14 protein-coding genes are annotated in these 17,994 nt (G+C 68.2%); 11 read left to right on the forward strand and 3 right to left on the reverse strand.

Annotation, left to right across the window (positions count from 1 at the left end; all coding sequences use genetic code 11):
• Nucleotides 1–46 precede the first annotated feature (46 nt).
• The 3 genes from CFB49_RS33005 to CFB49_RS33020 form a co-directional block, all read right to left on the reverse strand.
• Entirely contained in the window at nucleotides 47–1,630 is a 1,584-nt protein-coding gene (locus CFB49_RS33005) for an ABC transporter substrate-binding protein (protein ID WP_089493464.1), read from the reverse strand.
• A gap of 694 nt (nucleotides 1,631–2,324) precedes the next feature.
• Nucleotides 2,325–3,863, reverse strand: a complete 1,539-nt coding sequence (locus CFB49_RS33015) for a methyl-accepting chemotaxis protein (protein ID WP_089437858.1) — start codon at nucleotides 3,861–3,863, stop codon at nucleotides 2,325–2,327.
• A gap of 175 nt (nucleotides 3,864–4,038) precedes the next feature.
• Nucleotides 4,039–4,707: a haloacid dehalogenase type II gene (locus CFB49_RS33020; RefSeq protein ID WP_089493466.1), complete on the reverse strand. Its 669-nt coding sequence runs from the start codon at nucleotides 4,705–4,707 to the stop codon at nucleotides 4,039–4,041.
• A gap of 464 nt (nucleotides 4,708–5,171) precedes the next feature.
• On the opposite strand from CFB49_RS33020, the gene CFB49_RS33030 reads away from it, so the two are divergent.
• From CFB49_RS33030 to CFB49_RS33080, 11 genes are all read left to right on the forward strand, one after another.
• The gene (locus CFB49_RS33030) at nucleotides 5,172–6,032 is read left to right on the forward strand and encodes a GNAT family N-acetyltransferase (RefSeq protein WP_069620087.1); all 861 of its coding nucleotides are present in this window, start codon (nucleotides 5,172–5,174) and stop codon (nucleotides 6,030–6,032) included.
• Nucleotides 6,033–6,044: 12 nt separating this feature from the next.
• On the forward strand, nucleotides 6,045–6,971 hold the full coding sequence (locus tag CFB49_RS33035; RefSeq protein ID WP_089493468.1) for a 2-hydroxyacid dehydrogenase: 927 nt from the start codon (nucleotides 6,045–6,047) through the stop codon (nucleotides 6,969–6,971).
• A gap of 163 nt (nucleotides 6,972–7,134) precedes the next feature.
• Nucleotides 7,135–8,535 carry an aspartate aminotransferase family protein gene (locus CFB49_RS33040; RefSeq protein WP_089493469.1) on the forward strand — a complete coding sequence of 467 codons (1,401 nt, stop codon included), beginning with the start codon at nucleotides 7,135–7,137 and terminating at the stop codon, nucleotides 8,533–8,535.
• 85 nt (nucleotides 8,536–8,620) lie between these two features.
• Complete coding sequence (locus CFB49_RS33045) at nucleotides 8,621–9,112, forward strand: Lrp/AsnC family transcriptional regulator (protein WP_006749694.1); 492 nt, start codon at nucleotides 8,621–8,623, stop codon at nucleotides 9,110–9,112.
• A gap of 119 nt (nucleotides 9,113–9,231) precedes the next feature.
• Nucleotides 9,232–10,704 (forward strand): NAD-dependent succinate-semialdehyde dehydrogenase, encoded by a 1,473-nt coding sequence (locus CFB49_RS33050; RefSeq protein ID WP_089437862.1) that lies wholly within the window; start codon nucleotides 9,232–9,234, stop codon nucleotides 10,702–10,704.
• Between the two features lie 238 nt (nucleotides 10,705–10,942).
• A complete protein-coding gene (locus CFB49_RS33055; RefSeq protein ID WP_089493470.1) occupies nucleotides 10,943–11,953 on the forward strand; it encodes a helix-turn-helix domain-containing protein in 1,011 nt (336 codons plus the stop codon).
• 78 nt (nucleotides 11,954–12,031) lie between these two features.
• Nucleotides 12,032–12,970, forward strand: a complete 939-nt coding sequence (locus tag CFB49_RS33060; protein ID WP_089493471.1) for a SphA family protein — start codon at nucleotides 12,032–12,034, stop codon at nucleotides 12,968–12,970.
• Nucleotides 12,971–12,992: 22 nt separating this feature from the next.
• Complete coding sequence (locus tag CFB49_RS33065) at nucleotides 12,993–14,225, forward strand: MFS transporter (RefSeq protein ID WP_089493472.1); 1,233 nt, start codon at nucleotides 12,993–12,995, stop codon at nucleotides 14,223–14,225.
• 36 nt (nucleotides 14,226–14,261) lie between these two features.
• Complete coding sequence (locus tag CFB49_RS33070) at nucleotides 14,262–15,716, forward strand: amidase (protein ID WP_089493473.1); 1,455 nt, start codon at nucleotides 14,262–14,264, stop codon at nucleotides 15,714–15,716.
• A 132-nt stretch (nucleotides 15,717–15,848) separates the two neighbouring features.
• Nucleotides 15,849–16,445, forward strand: coding sequence for a TetR/AcrR family transcriptional regulator (locus CFB49_RS33075; protein WP_069620083.1), 597 nt, complete (start codon nucleotides 15,849–15,851; stop codon nucleotides 16,443–16,445).
• A gap of 50 nt (nucleotides 16,446–16,495) precedes the next feature.
• A complete protein-coding gene (locus tag CFB49_RS33080) occupies nucleotides 16,496–17,977 on the forward strand; it encodes an MFS transporter (RefSeq protein WP_089493474.1) in 1,482 nt (493 codons plus the stop codon).
• Nucleotides 17,978–17,994 lie beyond the last annotated feature (17 nt).

Consider the following 17,994-nt stretch of genomic DNA (forward strand, 5'->3'; position numbering starts at 1 on the left):
GGCGCGGAGGCCCGCACCGGCCGCGCGACGGCGGCCAGCCACGACGTCATGCGTTCCACCACACGTTCTCGGCGAACATGAAGCCCATCATCCCGCCGGTCGGGATCGAACCGAGGCCCGCGAGCCGCTTGTCGTACCCGTCGAGGAAGCTGATGAACGCCGGAATGCCGACCCGGCCCTGCTGCGACACGATCACCTGCATGTCGCCGTACATCTGCTTGCGCTTCGCGTCGTCGGTTTCCGAACGCGCGGCGAGCAGCAACTGGTCGAATTTCGCGTTCTTCCAGCCCGACTCGTTCCACGGCGCATCCGACTTGAAGAACTGCGTGAACAGCACGTCGGCGCTCGAGCGCGGGTTGATGTTGCCGAAGGTGAGCGGGTGCTTCATCCAGTGATTCGACCAGTAGCCGTCGGGCGACGCGCGGTTGACCTGCAGGTTCAGCCCGATCTTCTGGCCGGCCTGCTGCAGCAGCACGGCCATTTCGATCGATCCGTTCGCGTCGGACGTCGCATAGATCGGCGGCAGCGTCGCGCCGAGCGCCCCCGCTTTCTGGAGCAGGAATTTCGCCTTGTCCGGATCGTGCGCGCGCTGCGGCAGCGATGCGTTGAAGTAGCGATGCCCCGGCGGAATCGGCTGGTCGTTGCCGATCACCGAGTAGCCGCGGAACACCGCCGAGCGGATCTGCTCGCGATCGAACAGGTACTTCATCCCTTCGACGAAATCGGGATTCGAGACGATCGGGTTGTCGCTGCGCATGATCAGGTCGGTATAGAGGCCCGACTTGGTTTCCTTCAGCGCGTAGCCCGGCGTCGACGCGACCCGCTGCGTCGAGCGCGGATCGATCGCGTTGATCAGGTGCACGTCGCCCGACAGCAGCGCGTTCAGGCGCGCGGCGCTGTCGCTGATGCCGATCAGCTCGATCTCGTCGAGATACGGCCGGCCCGGCTTGAAGTAGCTGTCGTTGCGCACGCCGATGGTCGCCACGCCCGGCTTGAACGACTTCAGCTTGTACGGGCCGCAGCCGATACCGGTCGAGAAGTCGGTCGTGCCGTCCTTGACGATCACGAGCTGCGGCGTCGCGAGGATCACCGGCAGATCGGCGTTCGCGCTCGCGAGCGTCAGCGTGACTTCGTCGGGGCCGGTCGCCTTCGCATCCGAGAACTGTTCGGCAAGCGTCTTGACCTTCGACGCGGTGGCCGGGTTCTTGTGGCGCATCAGCGAATACACCACGTCGGCCGGGCCGACCGGCTTGCCGTCGTGGAACGTGACGCCCTTGCGCAGCTTGATGATCCAGGTCTTCGCATCGGTCGTCTGCAGCGACTCGGCGAGGTTCATCTGCGGCGTCAGGCTCGCATCGAGCTGCGTGAGGCCGCTGTAGAACATGAAGAAGCGCGTGTAGTCCGCGCCCGTCGAGCCCTTGGCCGGGTCGAGCGTATCGGCCGTCGAGCCGGATTCGTTCGCGACCCGGATCTTGCCGCCGCGCTTCGGCGCGGGTGCGGCGAACGCCGAGTCGGGGGTCATCAGCAGTCCGCCGGCGCCGGCGGCCATCATGCCGCCCGCCGCCATGACCTTCATCATGTCGCGGCGCGTGAAGCCGCCCTTGCCGTCTTTGTCGATATCGTCGCTCATCCGAACTGCTCCTGACTGTGGGAAGTGGGTCCAAGGGTCCAGCGTGGTTGTTCAATCGCGCCGCGCCCGCTTGCTGGTGGCGGGCTCGACGTCGTACACATGCAATTCATTTAAGCATCGCCAAAATGCGGTTTGTCGCGATTCGGGCGGCCCGCACGATACGAATCGACCGTTTTGAGCCGCCCGCGCAGCATGAATTGCTGCGTGCGCGCACGTGTCGCCGTTGGCCCGACAGCGTGTCGCGGCGGCTGCCGAACCCGTGTCGATGCAGGAAATCGTAAGGCCGCTGCCGCCGCAGATTGCGCCGACAAAATTGCCCGTTCGGCATCCGGCGCGCGTTTGACTCACGCAAACCGCACGTTTGTGTCGAATGCGTGTCCGCATGCCGACGACGGCTGAAACGAGCGGTGCATTGCGGCAGATCGCCGCATGCACGGGCGTCGACGGTGGGGATCGCGACGGTGCGTCGCGCAGGAAAGTTCAGAGGAATGCCGCTCGATCGGAACGGCTTCGCGGGAAAACGGGAAGATGACGGGACTGGCCGGCAACCGGGCCCATGCAGCCGTCAGGCGCCGCGCCCTCGTGTGGCGACGCGTGGGTCACCGGCATGTCGGCGCGTCACGCCGGGCGGGCGCCGGCGTGGCGCGCGGGAGGCAGGATGATGCGCCAGCCGCGGGCGGGCGGCGCGAAGCCGTCACGCAGCGAGCCGGAATACCGATACGGCGGCCCGCAGGCGCGCCGCCTGCTCGTCCAGCGACGAGGCGGCCGCAGCCGCCTGCTCGACGAGCGCGGCGTTCTGCTGGGTGACTTCGTCCATTTGCGCGACCGCCAGCCCGATCTGCTCGATGCCGGTGCTTTGCTCGGCCGATGCCGCCGAAATCTCGCCCATGATGTCGGCCACCCGGTCGATCGACCGGACGATCTCCGTCATGCGCTCGCCGGCCGTCTCGACCAGCCGGCTGCCGCTGCCGGCCCGCTCGACCGACGCGTCGATCAATCCCTTGATGTCCTTCGCGGCCGCGGCGCTGCGTTGCGCGAGCGAGCGGACTTCCGATGCGACGACGGCGAACCCGCGCCCCTCCTCGCCGGCCCGCGCGGCTTCCACCGCGGCGTTGAGCGCGAGAATGTTGGTCTGGAATGCGATGCTTTCGATCACGACGGTAATGTCGGCGATCCGCACCGACCCGTCCGAAATCTGCCGCATCGTTTCGACGACTGCCTGCACGGCGGCGCCGCCGAGTTCGGTCGCATCCTTGGCCTGGGCCACGAGCGCATTCGCCTGGCGCGCGTTGTCGGCGTTCTGTTTGACCGTGGACGTGATCTGCTCCATGCTCGCCGCCGTTTCCTGCAGCGACGCGGCCTGCTGCTCCGTGCGCTGCGACAGATCCAGGTTGCCTTGCGCGATCTCGCCGGTGCCGGTGGCGATCGAGTGGGTCGTGGTCTGGATCTCGGCGATGGTGTCGGTCAGCCGCGCCTTCATGTCGCCCAGCGCGACGAGCAGGCTGCCGGGCGCGGCGTGCGCGGTATCGAACTGCACGTCCAGTTCGCCGGCGGCGATACGGGCGGCGATCTGCGTCGCATGCGCGGGTTCGCCGCCGAGCGTGCGCCTGACGCTGCGCAGCACGCCCCATGCGATGGCCGCGAGCGCCGCGGCGATGACGAGCGCGACGGCGCCGAGCACCATCGCGAGCCGCGCAAACGCCGCGTTGATGTCGTCGTAGAAAAATCCGGTGCCGATCCACCAGTTCCAGTCCGGAATCGCGACCACGCCCTGCAGCTTCGGCTCCAGGTCCGCGTCGGGACTGCGCTTGATCAGCACGTCGACGAGCGCGAAATGCGCCTGCGCCATCCCCGCGCGGTACGCCTCGCTGTCGGTCATGCCGCTGGTCGTGCGGTTGCCTTTCGCGCGCGTGCCGATGAACTTCGCGTTCGGGTGCACGAGGTTGACGCCGTCGGACGTCGTGACCCAGAAGTAGCTCTTCGAATTCGCGTTGAGCGCGGCCAGTGCGGCCTTGGCCTGCTGCTGCGCCTGCTCCTGCGTGAGCGTGCCGCTCGTCTGCATCGCGCGATACGAATCGACCAGATGCTCGGCCTTGGTCAGCAGAATGACGATCTCTTCGCGGCGGCTGTCGATCAGCGCGTCGCGCAGCGTGTGCAGCGACAACGCGGCGAGCAGGACGACGCCGAGCAGCGCCGCGGCGACGAGCATCAGCAGTTTGGTGGACAACTTCATGCGGGGGCCTCGAAATATTAACCGTTCGGTACATATATCGGCCCGGGCGGCCCCACCTTGAATCACTCAATATCGGTAATTACCCTCATTTCGTGCGCTGAACGAACGCGCACCGGGGACGCGACGGCATCACGGCCGCGCCCCGGCGCTCGATGGATCGGCCAGCGCAGCCGGCTTACAGTCCGAGTTGCGTCGCGAGCTGACCGATGTCCGACACTTCGTAATAGTTGTAGAACGGCGTGCCCGGCTCGTGGCCGCGGTTCACGAACGCCTTGTGCTTGATCCCGAGATCCTCGGCCGTCATCAGGTCGTAGCGCAGGCTCGACGACACGTGCAGCACGTCCTCCGGCTTGCAGCCGAGCTTGTCGAACATGTATTCGAAGCCCTGCATCCGCGGCTTGTACGATTGCGCCTGCTGCGCGGTGAACACCGCATGGAACGGCGCGCCGAGCTTGTCGACGTTGCTCATGATCTGCTCGTCCATCGCGTTCGACAGGATCACCAGCTTGTACTTCGACGCCAGCCGCGACAGCCCGGCCGGCACGTCCGGGTGCGGGCCCCACGTCGGCACCGCATGATAGAAAAGCTCGGCCTCGGCTTCGTCGAACTTCACGCCGAGCCGCGCGCAGGTGCGGCGGACCGCGTTGACGACGACGTCGCGGTACGGCTTCCACGCGCCGAGCACCTCGTCGAGCCGATAGGCGGCGAACGCGCGCACGAAGGCCTCCATCGTGGCCGGCGACAACCGGTCCGCATAGATTTCGCGCGCCGTCTCGGCCATCCGGAAATGGGTCAGCGTGCCGTAGCAGTCGAAGGTGATGTACTTCGGTTCAAACTGGATCATGGTCAGGTCCTGTCGGTGTGAAGCCCCGGCAGGGCCGGGGATGGGCTGGGTTTAACGAAATTGAATCAGGGCAAAAAGTCGTTCGCGCATCATTCGGCGCCGCTCAAAACGCAGAATCGCCGCGTGTTGCCCGCCACATGCAGCACGATCTGCGGCGCGATCGGGCGCGGCGCGTCGCGGCCAGCCGATGCGCCACGCTACCGCGGCGGGCTCGCCTGCCGGTGCGGCCCTTCGGCAGGCGGCAGTGCCGCCGTGCATCGATCGTAGTGGCATTCCACAGCACGCGTGGCCGGATTGACCGGCCGCGCCGGCACGATCCGCGCGTTCGTTCGCGCCGATCGAGCCGGTTTGCATCGATCTCGCGGGCGCGCCCGCCGCCGCCGGAAAACAGGCGAATCGTCCTATCCGTGCCGCCACCGCGCTGGCAGAGTGAACGGATCATTCCCACCCATCCGGAGTCAGGCGTGTCCGACCTCAATCCTTCCCGCACGCTCATCTATCGTCCGTTCGCCGAAACCGACCTGCCCGCCGCCCATCGACTGTCGGAGGCGGTCAAGTGGCCGCACCGGCTCGACGACTGGCGCTTCGCGTTCCAGCTCGGCGGCGGCTTCGTCGCCGAAGACGAAACCGGCGTCGTCGGTACCGCGCTCGGCTGGCGCTTCGGCGAATCGCACGCGTCGCTCGGCATGGTGATCGTGTCGCCCGAGCGCCAGGGCTGCGGCATCGGGCGCGAGCTGATGACCCGCGTGGTCGACAGCCTCGGCGCGCGGACCATTTTTCTGCATGCGACGCCGGCGGGCGAGCCGCTGTACGCGAAATTCGGCTTCGACGTGATCGATACGATCGATCAGCACCAGGGCGCCGCATTCCAGCCTCCGCTGATCTCGCTGCCGCCCGGCGAGCGCCTGCGCCCGCTCGGCACCAACGACGGGCCGCGTCTCGCCGCGCTCGCGTCGCGCGCGGCCGGCTACGAACGCGGTGCGGTGATCGAAGCGCTGCTCGACGTCGCGAATGGGATCGCGCTCGACCGCGACGGCGAACTGCTCGGCTTCGCGCTGTTCCGCCGGTTCGGCCGCGGTCACGTGATCGGCCCGGTGGTCGCACCGGATGCGCTGCGCGCGCAGGCGTTGATCAGCCACTGGCTCGCGCTGCACGAAGGCATGTTCGTGCGGCTCGACGTGCCGGGCGACAGCGGGCTGTCCGACTGGCTGCAGGGTCTCGGGTTGCCGCGCGTCGACACCGTCGTCGCGATGGCGCGCGGCGCGACGCCTGCCCGCGACCCGGCGCTGCGCGCGTTCGCGATCGTGAACCAGGCGCTCGGCTGAGCGGAGCGCACGATGAGCTTTCTCTACAAGGCCGACCCGGTGCGCGGCGCGCAGTGGGCGGCGCGCTTCGCGCAACAGGCGCCCGATCTGCCGTTCCGGATCTGGCCGGACCTCGGCGACGCCGAAGCCGTCCGCTATCTCGCCGCATGGCAGCCGCCGGACGATCCGGTCGCGCTGCTGCCGAATCTCGAGGTCGTGTTCTCGGTCGGCGCCGGCATCGACCAGTTCGACCTGTCGCGCGTGCCCTCGCATATCCCCGTCGTGCGGATGATCGAGCCGGGCATCGTCGAAGGGATGGTCGAATACGTGACGCAGGCCGTGCTGACGATCCATCGCGACCTGTTCGACTATGCGGCGCAGCAGCGCGACCAGGTGTGGCGCGAGCATCCCGTGCGCGCGGCCGCGTCGCGGCGCGTCGGCGTGCTCGGGCTCGGCACGCTCGGCCAGGCCGTGCTCGACACGCTGCGGCGCTTCGGTTTCCCGTGCGCCGGCTGGAGCCGCACGCCGCGCACGCTCGACGGCGTCGACTGCTACGCGGGCGATGCGGGGCTCGACGCGTTCCTCGCCCGCACCGACATCCTGATCTGCCTGCTGCCGCTCACCGACAGCACGCGCGGGCTGCTCGGCGCACGTGTGTTCGACGCGCTGCCGGCCGGCGCCTCGCTCGTGCAGGTCGGGCGCGGCCCGCAGCTCGATGAAGGCGCGCTGCTCGCGGCGCTCGCGAGCGGCCGCCTCGACAGCGCGATCCTCGACGTGACGGATCCCGAACCGCTGCCGGCCGGCCATCCGTTCTGGACGCACCCGCGCATTCGCATCACGCCGCATATCGCCAGCGCGACGCGGCCGGACACCGCGGTCGACGCGGTGCTCGCGAACCTCGCGCGCCATCGCGCGGGCCAGCCGATGATCGGCGTCGTCGATCGCACGCGCGGCTACTGACCTGACGCGCGCCCGGCCCGCCGGGCGCGCAGCAGAAAATGCCGAAGCGCCCCGCACAAACGCCGCGCGCATACGTTTCGGGCCGCAAATTGAAGACGCATGCGGATTTCTCGCCCGTTAGCATGAACTCACCGCTGACACCTGACGAGAGTCCCGCCTTCCCATGAACCAAGCCGCGCTGATCGAAGCCGATCGTCAACATCTGATCCACCCCGTCGTCAATTACCGTGCGCACGAGGCGCGCGGCGTCACCGTGCTGGAATCCGCGGACGGCGTATTCCTGCGCGACGCCGCGGGCCACACGCTGCTCGACGCGTTCTCGGGCCTGTGGTGCGTGAACGTCGGCTACGGCCGCGACAGCATCGTGAAGGCCGCCGCCGACCAGATGGCGAAGCTGCCCTACGCGACCGGTTATTTCCATTTCGGCTCGCAGCCGGCGATCGAACTCGCCGAACGGCTCGCCGCGCTCGCGCCGCCGTCGCTGAACCGCGTGTACTTCACGCTCGGCGGTTCGGACGCGGTCGATTCCGCGATCCGTTTCATCACGCATTATTTCAACGCGACCGGCCGCCCGTCGAAGAAGCAGATGATCGCGCTGGAACGCGGCTATCACGGTTCGTCGTCGGTCGGCGCCGGCCTCACCGCGCTGCCGGCGTTCCACCGTCATTTCGACCTGCCGCGCGCGGACCAGCACCATATTCCGTCGCCCTACCCGTACCGCCATCCGCTCGGCGACGATCCGCAGGCGCTGATCGCCGCGTCGGTCGCCGCACTCGAAGCGAAGGTCGCCGAACTCGGCGCGGACAACGTCGCCGCATTCTTCTGCGAGCCCGTGCAGGGTTCCGGCGGGGTGATCGTGCCGCCGGCCGGCTGGCTGAAGGCGATGCGTGACGCGTGCCGGCGCCTCGGCATCCTGTTCGTCGCCGACGAGGTGATCACCGGCTTCGGCCGCACGGGCCCGCTGTTCGCATGCGAGGCCGAACAGGTCGATCCGGACCTGATGACCGTCGCGAAGGGCCTGACCGCCGGCTATGCGCCGATGGGCGCGGTGCTGATGTCCGACGAAATCTACGAAGGGATCGCGGGCGACCGCGCCGATTCGCCGGTGGTCGGCCACGGCCATACGTATTCCGCGCATCCGGTGAGCGCGGCGATCGGCCTCGAGGTGCTGAAGCTCTATCACGAAGGCGGACTGCTCGCGAACGGCCAGACGCTGGCGCCGCGCTTCGCCGCGGGGCTCGACGCGCTGCGCGCGCATCCGCTCGTCGGCGACGCCCGCTCGGTCGGCCTGCTCGGCGCGCTCGAACTGGTGGCCGACAAGGCGCACAAGACGCGCTTCGACCCGGCGCTGAACGTGCCCGACAAGATCGCGGCCGCCGCGTACGCGAACGGCGTGGTGTTCCGCGCGTTCGGCGACGGCGTGCTCGGCTTCGCGCCGGCGCTGAGCTTCACCGCGGGCGAGTTCGACCTGCTGTTCGAACGCGTGCGCAAGACGCTCGACGACGTGCTGGCCGACGCGGGCGTGCAGCGCGCGCTCGACGCCGCGCACGCGCAGCCCGCCTGACCGGCCAAGGGAAAGCCGGGCTTGTGGCCGCCATCGTTCGACTCTAAAGTAACCGGACATTCCATTTTTGCCTTCTCACGTGAACATGACGGACAGCAAGCTGGATCGCATCGACCTGCGCATCCTCTCCCAGTTGCAAAAGCGCGGCCGCATGACCAACGTCGAGCTGGCCGATGCGGTCGGGCTGTCGCCCAGTCCATGCCTGATCCGCGTGAAGCGGCTCGAGAAGGCCGGCTACATCGGCGGCTACGGCGCGCACATCCAGCTCGAGAAACTCGGCGACGTGCAGGTCGTGTTTACCGAGGTCACGCTGGCCGACCACCGGCGCGAGGATTTCGACCGCTTCGTCGCGGCGATCCGCAACGTCGACGAGATCGTCGAATGCCACCTTGCAAGCGGCGGCTACGACTATCTGCTGAAGTTCATCACGCGCAGCGTGAGCCATTACCAGACGATCGTCGAAGGGCTGCTCGAGCAGAACATCGGCATCGAGAAGTATTTCAGTTACGTGATCATCAAGTCGCCGTTCGTCAAACGGCACTACCCGCTCGAATCGCTGTTCGGCGAACGTCACTGACGCACCGGCGCGGCACCCTGTCACGCGGCAGCCCGCTGTCCGCGCGGGGTCGTCGCACGCCCGCTCCGCCGTCGTTGTCGTTGTCGTTGTCGCCGAACCGCTTCACTCAAGGACCTGTCATGCCGCTTACGCTGTCCCGAACCGAACTCGTTCGCACCGCCAACCTGATCGACGGCGCGTGGCGCGATGCGCTCGACGGCCGCCGCTTCGCCGTCACCGATCCGGCCACGCTCGAGACCGTTGCCCACGCACCCGACAGCAGCGCCGCCGACGCACACGCGGCGACCGATGCGGCGGCCCGCGCGCTGCCCGCGTGGCGCGCGACGCCCGCGCGCGAACGCGCCGCGATCCTGCGTGCATGGCATGCGGCGATCGTCGCGCACACCGACGATCTCGCGAAGCTGATGTCGCGCGAACAGGGCAAGCCGCTTGCCGAAGCGCGCGGCGAAGTCGCGTACGGTGCGTCGTACGTGCTGTGGTTCGCCGAGGAAGCGACGCGCACGTACGGCGACCTGATCCCGCAGCAGCAGCGCGGCAAGCGGCTCAGCGCGGTGAAGGAGCCGATCGGCATCGTCGCCGCGATCACGCCGTGGAACTTCCCGCTCGCGATGATCGCGCGCAAGATCGCGCCTGCCCTCGCGGCCGGCTGCACGGTCGTCGCGAAGCCGGCGGAGGACACGCCGCTGACCGCGCTCGCGCTCGCGTTTCTCGCGCAGGAAGCCGGCGTGCCGGCCGGCGTGCTGAACCTGATTACCGCGTCGCGCGAACGCGGCGTCGAAGCCGCGGCCGACTGGCTCGCCGACGGCCGCGTGCGCAAGATCACGTTCACCGGCTCGACGCCCGTCGGCAAGCTGCTCGCGCGCGAATCGGCGGCGACGTTGAAGAAGCTGTCGCTGGAGCTCGGCGGCAATGCGCCGTTCATCGTGTTCGACGACGCCGAGCTCGATGCCGCGGTCGACGGGCTGATGGCGGCCAAGTTCCGCAACGGCGGGCAGACGTGCGTGTCGCCGAATCGCGTGTACGTGCAGGCCGGCGTCTACGACGCGTTCGCCGAGAAGCTCGCCGCGCGCGTCGCCGCGCTGAAGGTCGCGCCGGCGACCGACCCGGCCGCGCAGATCGGCCCGATGATCAACGCGCGCGCGGTCGACAAGATCGCGCGGCACGTCGGCGATGCGGTCGAACGCGGCGCCCGCGTGCTGACGGGCGGCAAGCGCCTGACCGAACTCGGCGCGAACTATTACGCGCCGACGGTGCTCGCCGATGCCACCGCCGACATGCAGCTGACCTGCGAGGAAACCTTCGGCCCGGTCGCCGCGCTGTTTCGCTTCGAGTCCGAGGACGAAGCGGTCGATGCCGCGAACGACACGCCGTTCGGGCTCGCCGCGTATTTCTACACGCAGGACGTGCGGCGCATCGCGCGCGTGTCGGCACGGCTCGAAACGGGCATCGTCGGGATCAACGAAGGCGCGCTCGCGAGCGAGGCCGCGCCGTTCGGCGGCGTGAAGGAATCGGGCTATGGTCGCGAAGGCTCGCGTTACGGGCTCGACGATTATCTGTCGATCAAGTATCTGTGCCAGGGCGGGCTGGACTGAACCGGCGTCGCGGCGCGTTCGATTTCCCGTTGCGCGTTCCGCGCCCGCTGGCCCGGCCTTGCGGGTACGGGTGCGGCGCAGCGCTCGGCGCGGGCGCGATGCCCGATCATGCGTGCCCGACGCGTCGTCCCGTCGTCCGCTGCGGAATTGCACGTGCAGCCCCGGGTAAAAACGCATTGCCAACCGGAATTTGTGTGCGCATTGTCGGCGGACGCCTCGTCCATCGCCCCCACTCGCCATGCATTCCGCTCCGCTGCCGTCCGCCGCATGCTTCGCCGACACCGCGCCTGACGCGGTGCCGTTGATCCGGCGCTTCGCGAGCCAGGATGTCGATACCCACGCGGAATGCACGCACGGCTGGTCGATCCGCCTCGATCAGCTGTCGCCCGGGCCCTTCCACGGAACGCTGCACGAAATCCGCTTCGACGGCATGCAATTGCTGCGCGAACGCGTGAACCGCGCGCTGCTCAAGCGCGGCGACCAATGCGCAGGCAGGACGTCGTTCAGCATCCCGCTGGAAACCGCCGGCGCCGGCTTCTGCGGCGGCGCGCCGCTGCGCGACAAGGCCTTGCTGGTCTCTAGCGGCACCTCGCTGCCGGAACTGCGCACGCCCGACCATCAGGACGTCGTACTGTTGACCGTGCCCAGCGACACGCTGCACCGACTGGCGTGGCTCCGCGATCGGGACGAAGACGGCGACGCTGTATCGTCGAGCGAAACCCGAATCCTGCGCGTGCCTGCCGCGCGCCATCACGCGCTGACCGCGTTGCTGGTGGCCGGCTTCGGCGCGGCCGATACGCCCGAGCGCCCGCTCGCCCGGCCGCACACGCGCAAGTCGCTGCGCGACGCCATCCTGGTCGAACTCGTGCACGCAACGGAGGCAGCCGGCCGCCCTCTCCGGCTCGATCCGTCCGCGCGGCACCGCGTCGTCGATCGCGTGCGCGAACTCGTCGCGGCGCGGCCCGGTGTTGCGTTGACGGTGCTCGACGTGTGTCGCGAAGTCGGCGCGAGCCGGCGCAAATTGCAGTATTGCTTCGAGGAAATCCTCGGCACGCACCCCGCGTGGTACCTGCGCGTACTGCGGCTGAACGCGGTGCGCCGCGAACTGCGGGAACATTCCCCTGCCAGCGCGTCGGTCAGCGACGTCGCGTGCCGCTGGGGCTTCTGGCACCTGAGCCGGTTCGCGTCGCACTACCGGGAACTGTTTGGCGAACTGCCGTCCGACACGCTCAAACGCCCGCCGCGATAATTACCAAAAGCGGATAACGCCCCGGATTTTGACGTTCCTAGACTCCGTACACATTTCAACTGTACGGGGAACGGCACGATGGAAATCCTCAGACGTCCGCACGGCGTGCGGCGCTGCCGCACACGCACCACCGCCGTCGCGATCGGCACGTTGGCGGCCACGCTCGCCTGCCAGCACGCCCACGCGCTCGAAAACGACGGCCCGATCACGCCGTTCGGTGTATTCGATTTCGGCGCGGGCATCACGCCGCCGCCCACGCCGAACGGCACGCTCGCCACACGCTTCGCGTACTACTCGACCCGCACGATCCGCAACGGCGGCAACGCCGACTTCTCGCTGACGGTTGCGTCCTGGAGCCTTGCGTACATCCGGATGACGAACGCGAAGCTGTTCGGCGCGAACGTCGGCTTCGGCGCGGTCGTGCCATTCCTGAACCTGAACGGGCACGTGAACGTGCCGACGCCGGCGGGCACGCTCGCGATGTCGGCCGATCCGACCAACATCGGCGATGCGGACTTCCAGCCGCTGATCCTCGCATGGACCTCGCCGAACCTGTTCGTCAACGTCGCACTGCAGGTGCAGGCGCCGACCGGCGCGTATCGCGCCACGCGGCTCTTCAATCCCGGCGTCAACCATTGGACCTTCTCGCCGATCATCGGCGCGACGTACATCACCGACAGCGGATTCGAAATCTCGACCAGCATCGAGATCGATCAGAACACGACCAACCACGCGACGAACTATCGCAGCGGCACCGGGTTCCGTCAGGAATTCGCGCTCGGCCAGCACATCGGCCCGTTCACGGCAGGCCTGGGCGGCTACATCGAGCGGCAGTTGAGCAACGACCACGGCCCGAACGTCGACGGCAATCGCGCCCGCGTCAACGCGCTGGGCCCGGCGATCAGCTACGTCGAGCCGGGCAAGCCCGCGCTCTGGCTGCATGCGTACAAGGAATTCGGCGCGCAAAACCGCGCGCAGGGGTACCAGATCGCGCTGCGTGCCGCGCTGTCGTTCTGATGTTCCGATTCGGGAGCCGTCGATGAATCCGCTTTCCTCAACGCAATCCGCGCCCTCCTATTCGCGTGCCGCCCGACAGGCCGGTACAAGCCAGGGCGCCGTGCTGCTGCTCGGCAGCAGTCTCACCGTGATGGGCGCGGTCATGATCGCGCCGATCCTGCCGAAACTCGCGGCCGAATTCGTGCCGGCCGACCCGCGGCTGGCCGCGCTGGTCCCGCTCGTCGCGACCGGCCCCGCGCTCGCGATCGCGCTGTGCGCGCCGCTCGCCGGCTGGCTGGCCGATCGCGTCGGACGCAAGATGTTGCTGTTGCTCGCGACGCTCGTGTACGGACTCGTCGGCGCGGCGCCGGCGTGGCTCGACAGCCTCACCGCGATCCTCGTGTGCCGGCTCGCGCTCGGCGCGGCGGAAGCGTGCGTGATGACCTGCTGCACGACGCTGATTGGCGATTACTGGCATGGCGAACAACGGGTGCGCTACGTGAACCGGCAGGTCGTCACGATCGGTATCGTCGGCACGGTGTTTTTCGTGCTCGGCGGTGCCGCCGGCGAGCACGCGTGGCGCTATCCGTTCTATCTCTACCTGTTGCCGATCCTGCTCGTGCCGGCGATTGCGGCCGTGCTGTGGGAACCGCTGCGCGACGGTCGACCCGCCGAGCCGGCCGACAGCGGCACGCCGCCGGCCGGAAACCGGCTCGCGCCTACGCTCGCGGTCGGCTACGGGCTGATCTGCATCGGCATGGTCAGTTCATTCGTGGTGCCGGTGCAGATGCCGCAGTTGATGGTCGACATCGGTCAGCGCTCGTCGACGATGATCGGCGCGATCGCGGGCGTCGGCCTGCTGTCGACGCTGGCCGGCTCGCTCGCGTGGCCATGGTTGCGCAACGCGCTCGGCCGCCGCTTCGTCAACGTCGTGCTCCTGGCGCTGCTCGCGGCGGGCCTGTTCTTGCTGGCCCGCGCGCATACGGTGCCGGCCATCGTCGTGGCGGTCGTGATTCACGGTTTCGGCGGCGGCATGCTGGTGCCCAATGCCATCCTGCCGCTGATGCGCATGCTGTCGCTCGCGATGCGCGGCCGCGGCCTCGGCGGTTTCACGGCCGCGCTCTATCTGGGCCAGTTCGTCAGCCCCCTCGTCGTGCTGGGCTGTGCGCAGGCATTCGGCGGGTTGCGCGCGGCGGTGTTCGCGATTGCCTCGGGCACGGCCGTCGCCGCGTTGTCGTGGTTGTTGCCGGCGCTTCGCCGTCGCGACGACGCATGACCCATTCACGTTTCCCTGTTCCCGAACCATAGACCCATGAAAGATTTTCAGACGCTCATCGCCACGCACGACGGCATCGCGCTCGCCGCGCTCGTCCGGGCAAAAGAAGTACGGCCGACCGAATTGCTGAACGCCGTGCTCGCCAGTCTCGATACGCTCAACCCCGCGCTGAATGCCGTGGCGGAACGACTCGACGATTCGGCGAGACAGGCCGCGTCGTCCGTCACCGGGCGCGAAAGCGTACTCGCCGGCGTCCCGACGCTGATCAAGGACCTGTTCATGCCGGTGCGCGGCGCGCGGATGTCGAACGGATCGTTTTTGTTCGGCGACTACCGGCCGGACTTCGACGGCGAACTCGTGGCCCGTCTGCGGCGGGCCGGCATACCGATCGCGGGAACGTCGTTGTCGCCGGAACTGGGCACGTCTTATTGCACGTCGTCGGCGCGTTTCGGCGTCACGCGCAATCCGTGGCATCCGCACGTGAGCGCCGGCGGTTCGAGCGGCGCCGCGGCGGCGCTGGTGGCCGCCCGCGTGCTGCCGTTCGCGCACGGCAACGACGGTGGCGGCTCGCTGCGGGTGCCCGCCTCCTGTTGCGGCGTATTTGGACTGAAGCCGACGCGCGGCCGAACGCCGAATGGCCCGATGATCGGCGAGGGATGGGCCGGCATGGGCATCAACCACGCGATCACGCGCTCGGTCCGCGACAGCGCCGCGCTGCTCGACCTGACCGCCGGCGCCGATATCGGCGCGCCCTATGCGTCGCCGCATCAGGCCGACACGTTTCTCGCGGCCACACAGCGCGATCCCCAGCCGCTGCGAATCGCCGTGATCGAGCAAGCGCCGCCCTGGCCGCTTCATCCGGCATGCCGGGCCGCACTGGACCATACCGTCGCGCTGCTGCGCTCGCTCGGACATGATGTCGAGCCGCTCGACAGTCCTGTCGACTCGGTGGCGTTCTATGACCGCGTGTTCACGATCATCGGCGCGCAGACGCGCGCGCTGCTCGACACGATCGGCATCCAGCGACACGCGCCGGTATGCGACGACGAAATCGAGGCACGCACCCGCATCATCCTGCGCGAAAAGGGCAACGTGAGCGGCGCCGAATACGCGGGCGCGGTCGACTGGATCCATGCGTTGGGCAGGACGTTCGGCCGGTTGATGGAACGCTACGACGTGTTGCTGACGCCGACGCTCGCGATGCCGCCGCTCGCGCCGGCTACACTCGCGACGATGGACGACGCGCAATCGTTGAGCGACGTGATCGATCGGTCGCATCGGTTTTCGCCGTTCACCGCGTGGTTCAACGCGACCGGCCAGCCCGCGATGTCGGTGCCGCTTTACCGCGACGAACAAGGTTTACCGATCGGCAGCCAGTTCGCGGCGGCATTCGGCGCGGAGTCGCTGCTGTTCTCGCTCGCCGCCCAGCTCGAACGCGCCGCGCCGTGGGCCGATCGTGCCCCGCCGGTGTGCGCCGGGCTGCTCGACTGATCGGATGAATCCGGGCCGTCCGCGAGGACGGCCATCGCCGCACCTAGTCGGCACACACGCGTTGACATCGGAACCGATCGGTCCATATAATGAATCCAACTTCAGGCACCGCATCGTTTGCGAAACCGATCAATGGCAAATCCGGCTGGCGTGGGCCGTCCCCGCGAATTCGAACTTGACGATGCCGCGCGCGACGCGATGGACGTTTTCTGGGATCGCGGATACGAAGGCGCGTCCCTGCCCGACCTGATGGCCGGCACCGGCCTGTCGCGCGGGAGTCTGTACAAGGCGTTCGGCGACAAGAAGGCGCTGCTGCTGGCGGCGCTCGACCTGTATATGGCCGACGGGCTCAAGGCAACCGCGGACATCCTGTCGCAACCCGGCGCCGTGAAGGATGCGATTCGCGAGTCGCTGTTGCGCTATGCGCGCCTGTCCGTCGGCGAGGCGGGCCGACGGGGCTGTCTCGCGGTCGCGATGACCACCGAACTGGCCGCGCGCGACGCGGATGTCGCAGAACGCACCGGCCGCCTGTACCGGCGGCTGCAGCAACTCTATGCCGGCGCGATCGTCCGTGGCCAGGCGAGCGGCGAGATCCCCGAGCAGGACGAACAGGTGCTGGCGCGTTTGCTCGTCTGCCAGATCGAAGGCATGCGCGTGCTGGGGAAAACCGGTATGTCCGAACCCGACGTGCTCGCGCTGGTCGACCGCACGATGCGCATCCTCGACTGATATTTTTTTACCCAATTTGGAACCAAATGGTTCCGTATGGAGAGCCGTCCATGTCAAGGAATGACCCCGTATCACCCGACCCGCGCCGCTGGGCCATGTTTTCGGTCCTGCTCGTCGGCGCGTTCCTGCCGCCGCTGGATTTCTTCATCGTCAACGTCGCTCTGCCGTCGATCCGCGCGGAACTGGGCGCGTCGTCGTCGGCCGAGCAGCTCGTCATTTCATCGTATGCGGGCCTGTACGCGGTGACGCTGATCACCGGCGGGCGATTGGGCGACCTGTTCGGCCGCGGTCGCGTGTTTTGTCTCGGCTTGATCGGCTTTGCGATCGCCTCGACGCTGTGCGGCCTCGCGAGTTCGCCGTGGACGCTCATCGTCGGCCGCGCGTTGCAGGGCGTAACGGCCGCGATCATGGCGCCGCAGGCGCTCGCTTCGATCCAGGCAATCTTTCCGGAATCGGAAAAGCCGCTCGCGCTCAGCTTGTACGGCGCGGTATTCGGCCTCGCCGCCGTGGTCGGGCAGGCGCTGGGCGGGATCCTGATCTCGCTGAATCTGTTGAATCTGGGTTGGCGCACGATCTTCCTCGTCAACCTGCCGCTGGCGATTCTGGTCGTCCTGTTCGGGATTCCGCTGTTGAAGGAAACGCGTGCGCAGCATGCGCGCAAACTCGACCTCGGCGGCACCGCGCTGTCGATGCTGACGCTGGGCGCGCTGATCGTGCCGCTGATCGAGGGGCGCGAAGCAGGCTGGCCCGTATGGGCATGGGTGTCGCTGCTCGCGGCGCCGGCCCTCGCCGGGTTCTTCTGGCGCTACGAGCGCCGGCTCGGCCGCCGCGGCGGCGCACCGCTGCTCGATCCGGCCGCGCTGCGCGCACCGGGGCTGGGCCGCGCGTTGCTGATCGCGCTGCTGCTGTACTCGATCGGCGCGTTCTTCCTGCTGTTCTCGGTGTATCTGCAGAATGCGTTGCACGTCGACGCGCTGAGCGCGGGCCTCGTGTTCTTGCCGTTCGGCGTCGGGTTCCTGCTCGGCCCGTTGTCGACGCCTTTCTGCTCGCGTGTCATCGGCGCTTACGTCAATCCGTTCGGCATGGGGCTGGAGATCGTCGGGCTCGTCGGCCTCGCGTGGTTGATCAATGTAACGCCGATCGGGATGCCACTCGCTGCCGTGCCGCTCGCCGTCGTTCTCTTCGTTATCGGTTTCGGACAAGGACTCGCGCTGCCGACGCTGATGCGCATGGTGACAGGGCGCGTCGCACCGGCGCTGTCCGGCATGATCGCCGGCATCGCCAGCTCGACGCTGCAGGTCAGCACGTCGCTCAGCGTGGCGATCATCGGCGGCATTTTCTATACGACGCTCGGTACGCGCCAGGATCCGGCGGCCATCGCGCACGCGTTCATCGTCGCACTGCTGTCGATCTCCGTGTTCCTCGCCGTCGGCGCCGCGCTGGGTATCTCGCTCGCACGCGCGCCCGCCGCTCACCCGTCGAGGCGGGCTGCCGCCCGGCCGGTATTCGGCGCCGAACGCGAACGGTCGTAATCCGCCGTATTCGCCCG

It is taken from the genome of Burkholderia sp. AU17457, assembly GCF_002223255.1.
Lineage (GTDB): Bacteria > Pseudomonadota > Gammaproteobacteria > Burkholderiales > Burkholderiaceae > Burkholderia > Burkholderia sola.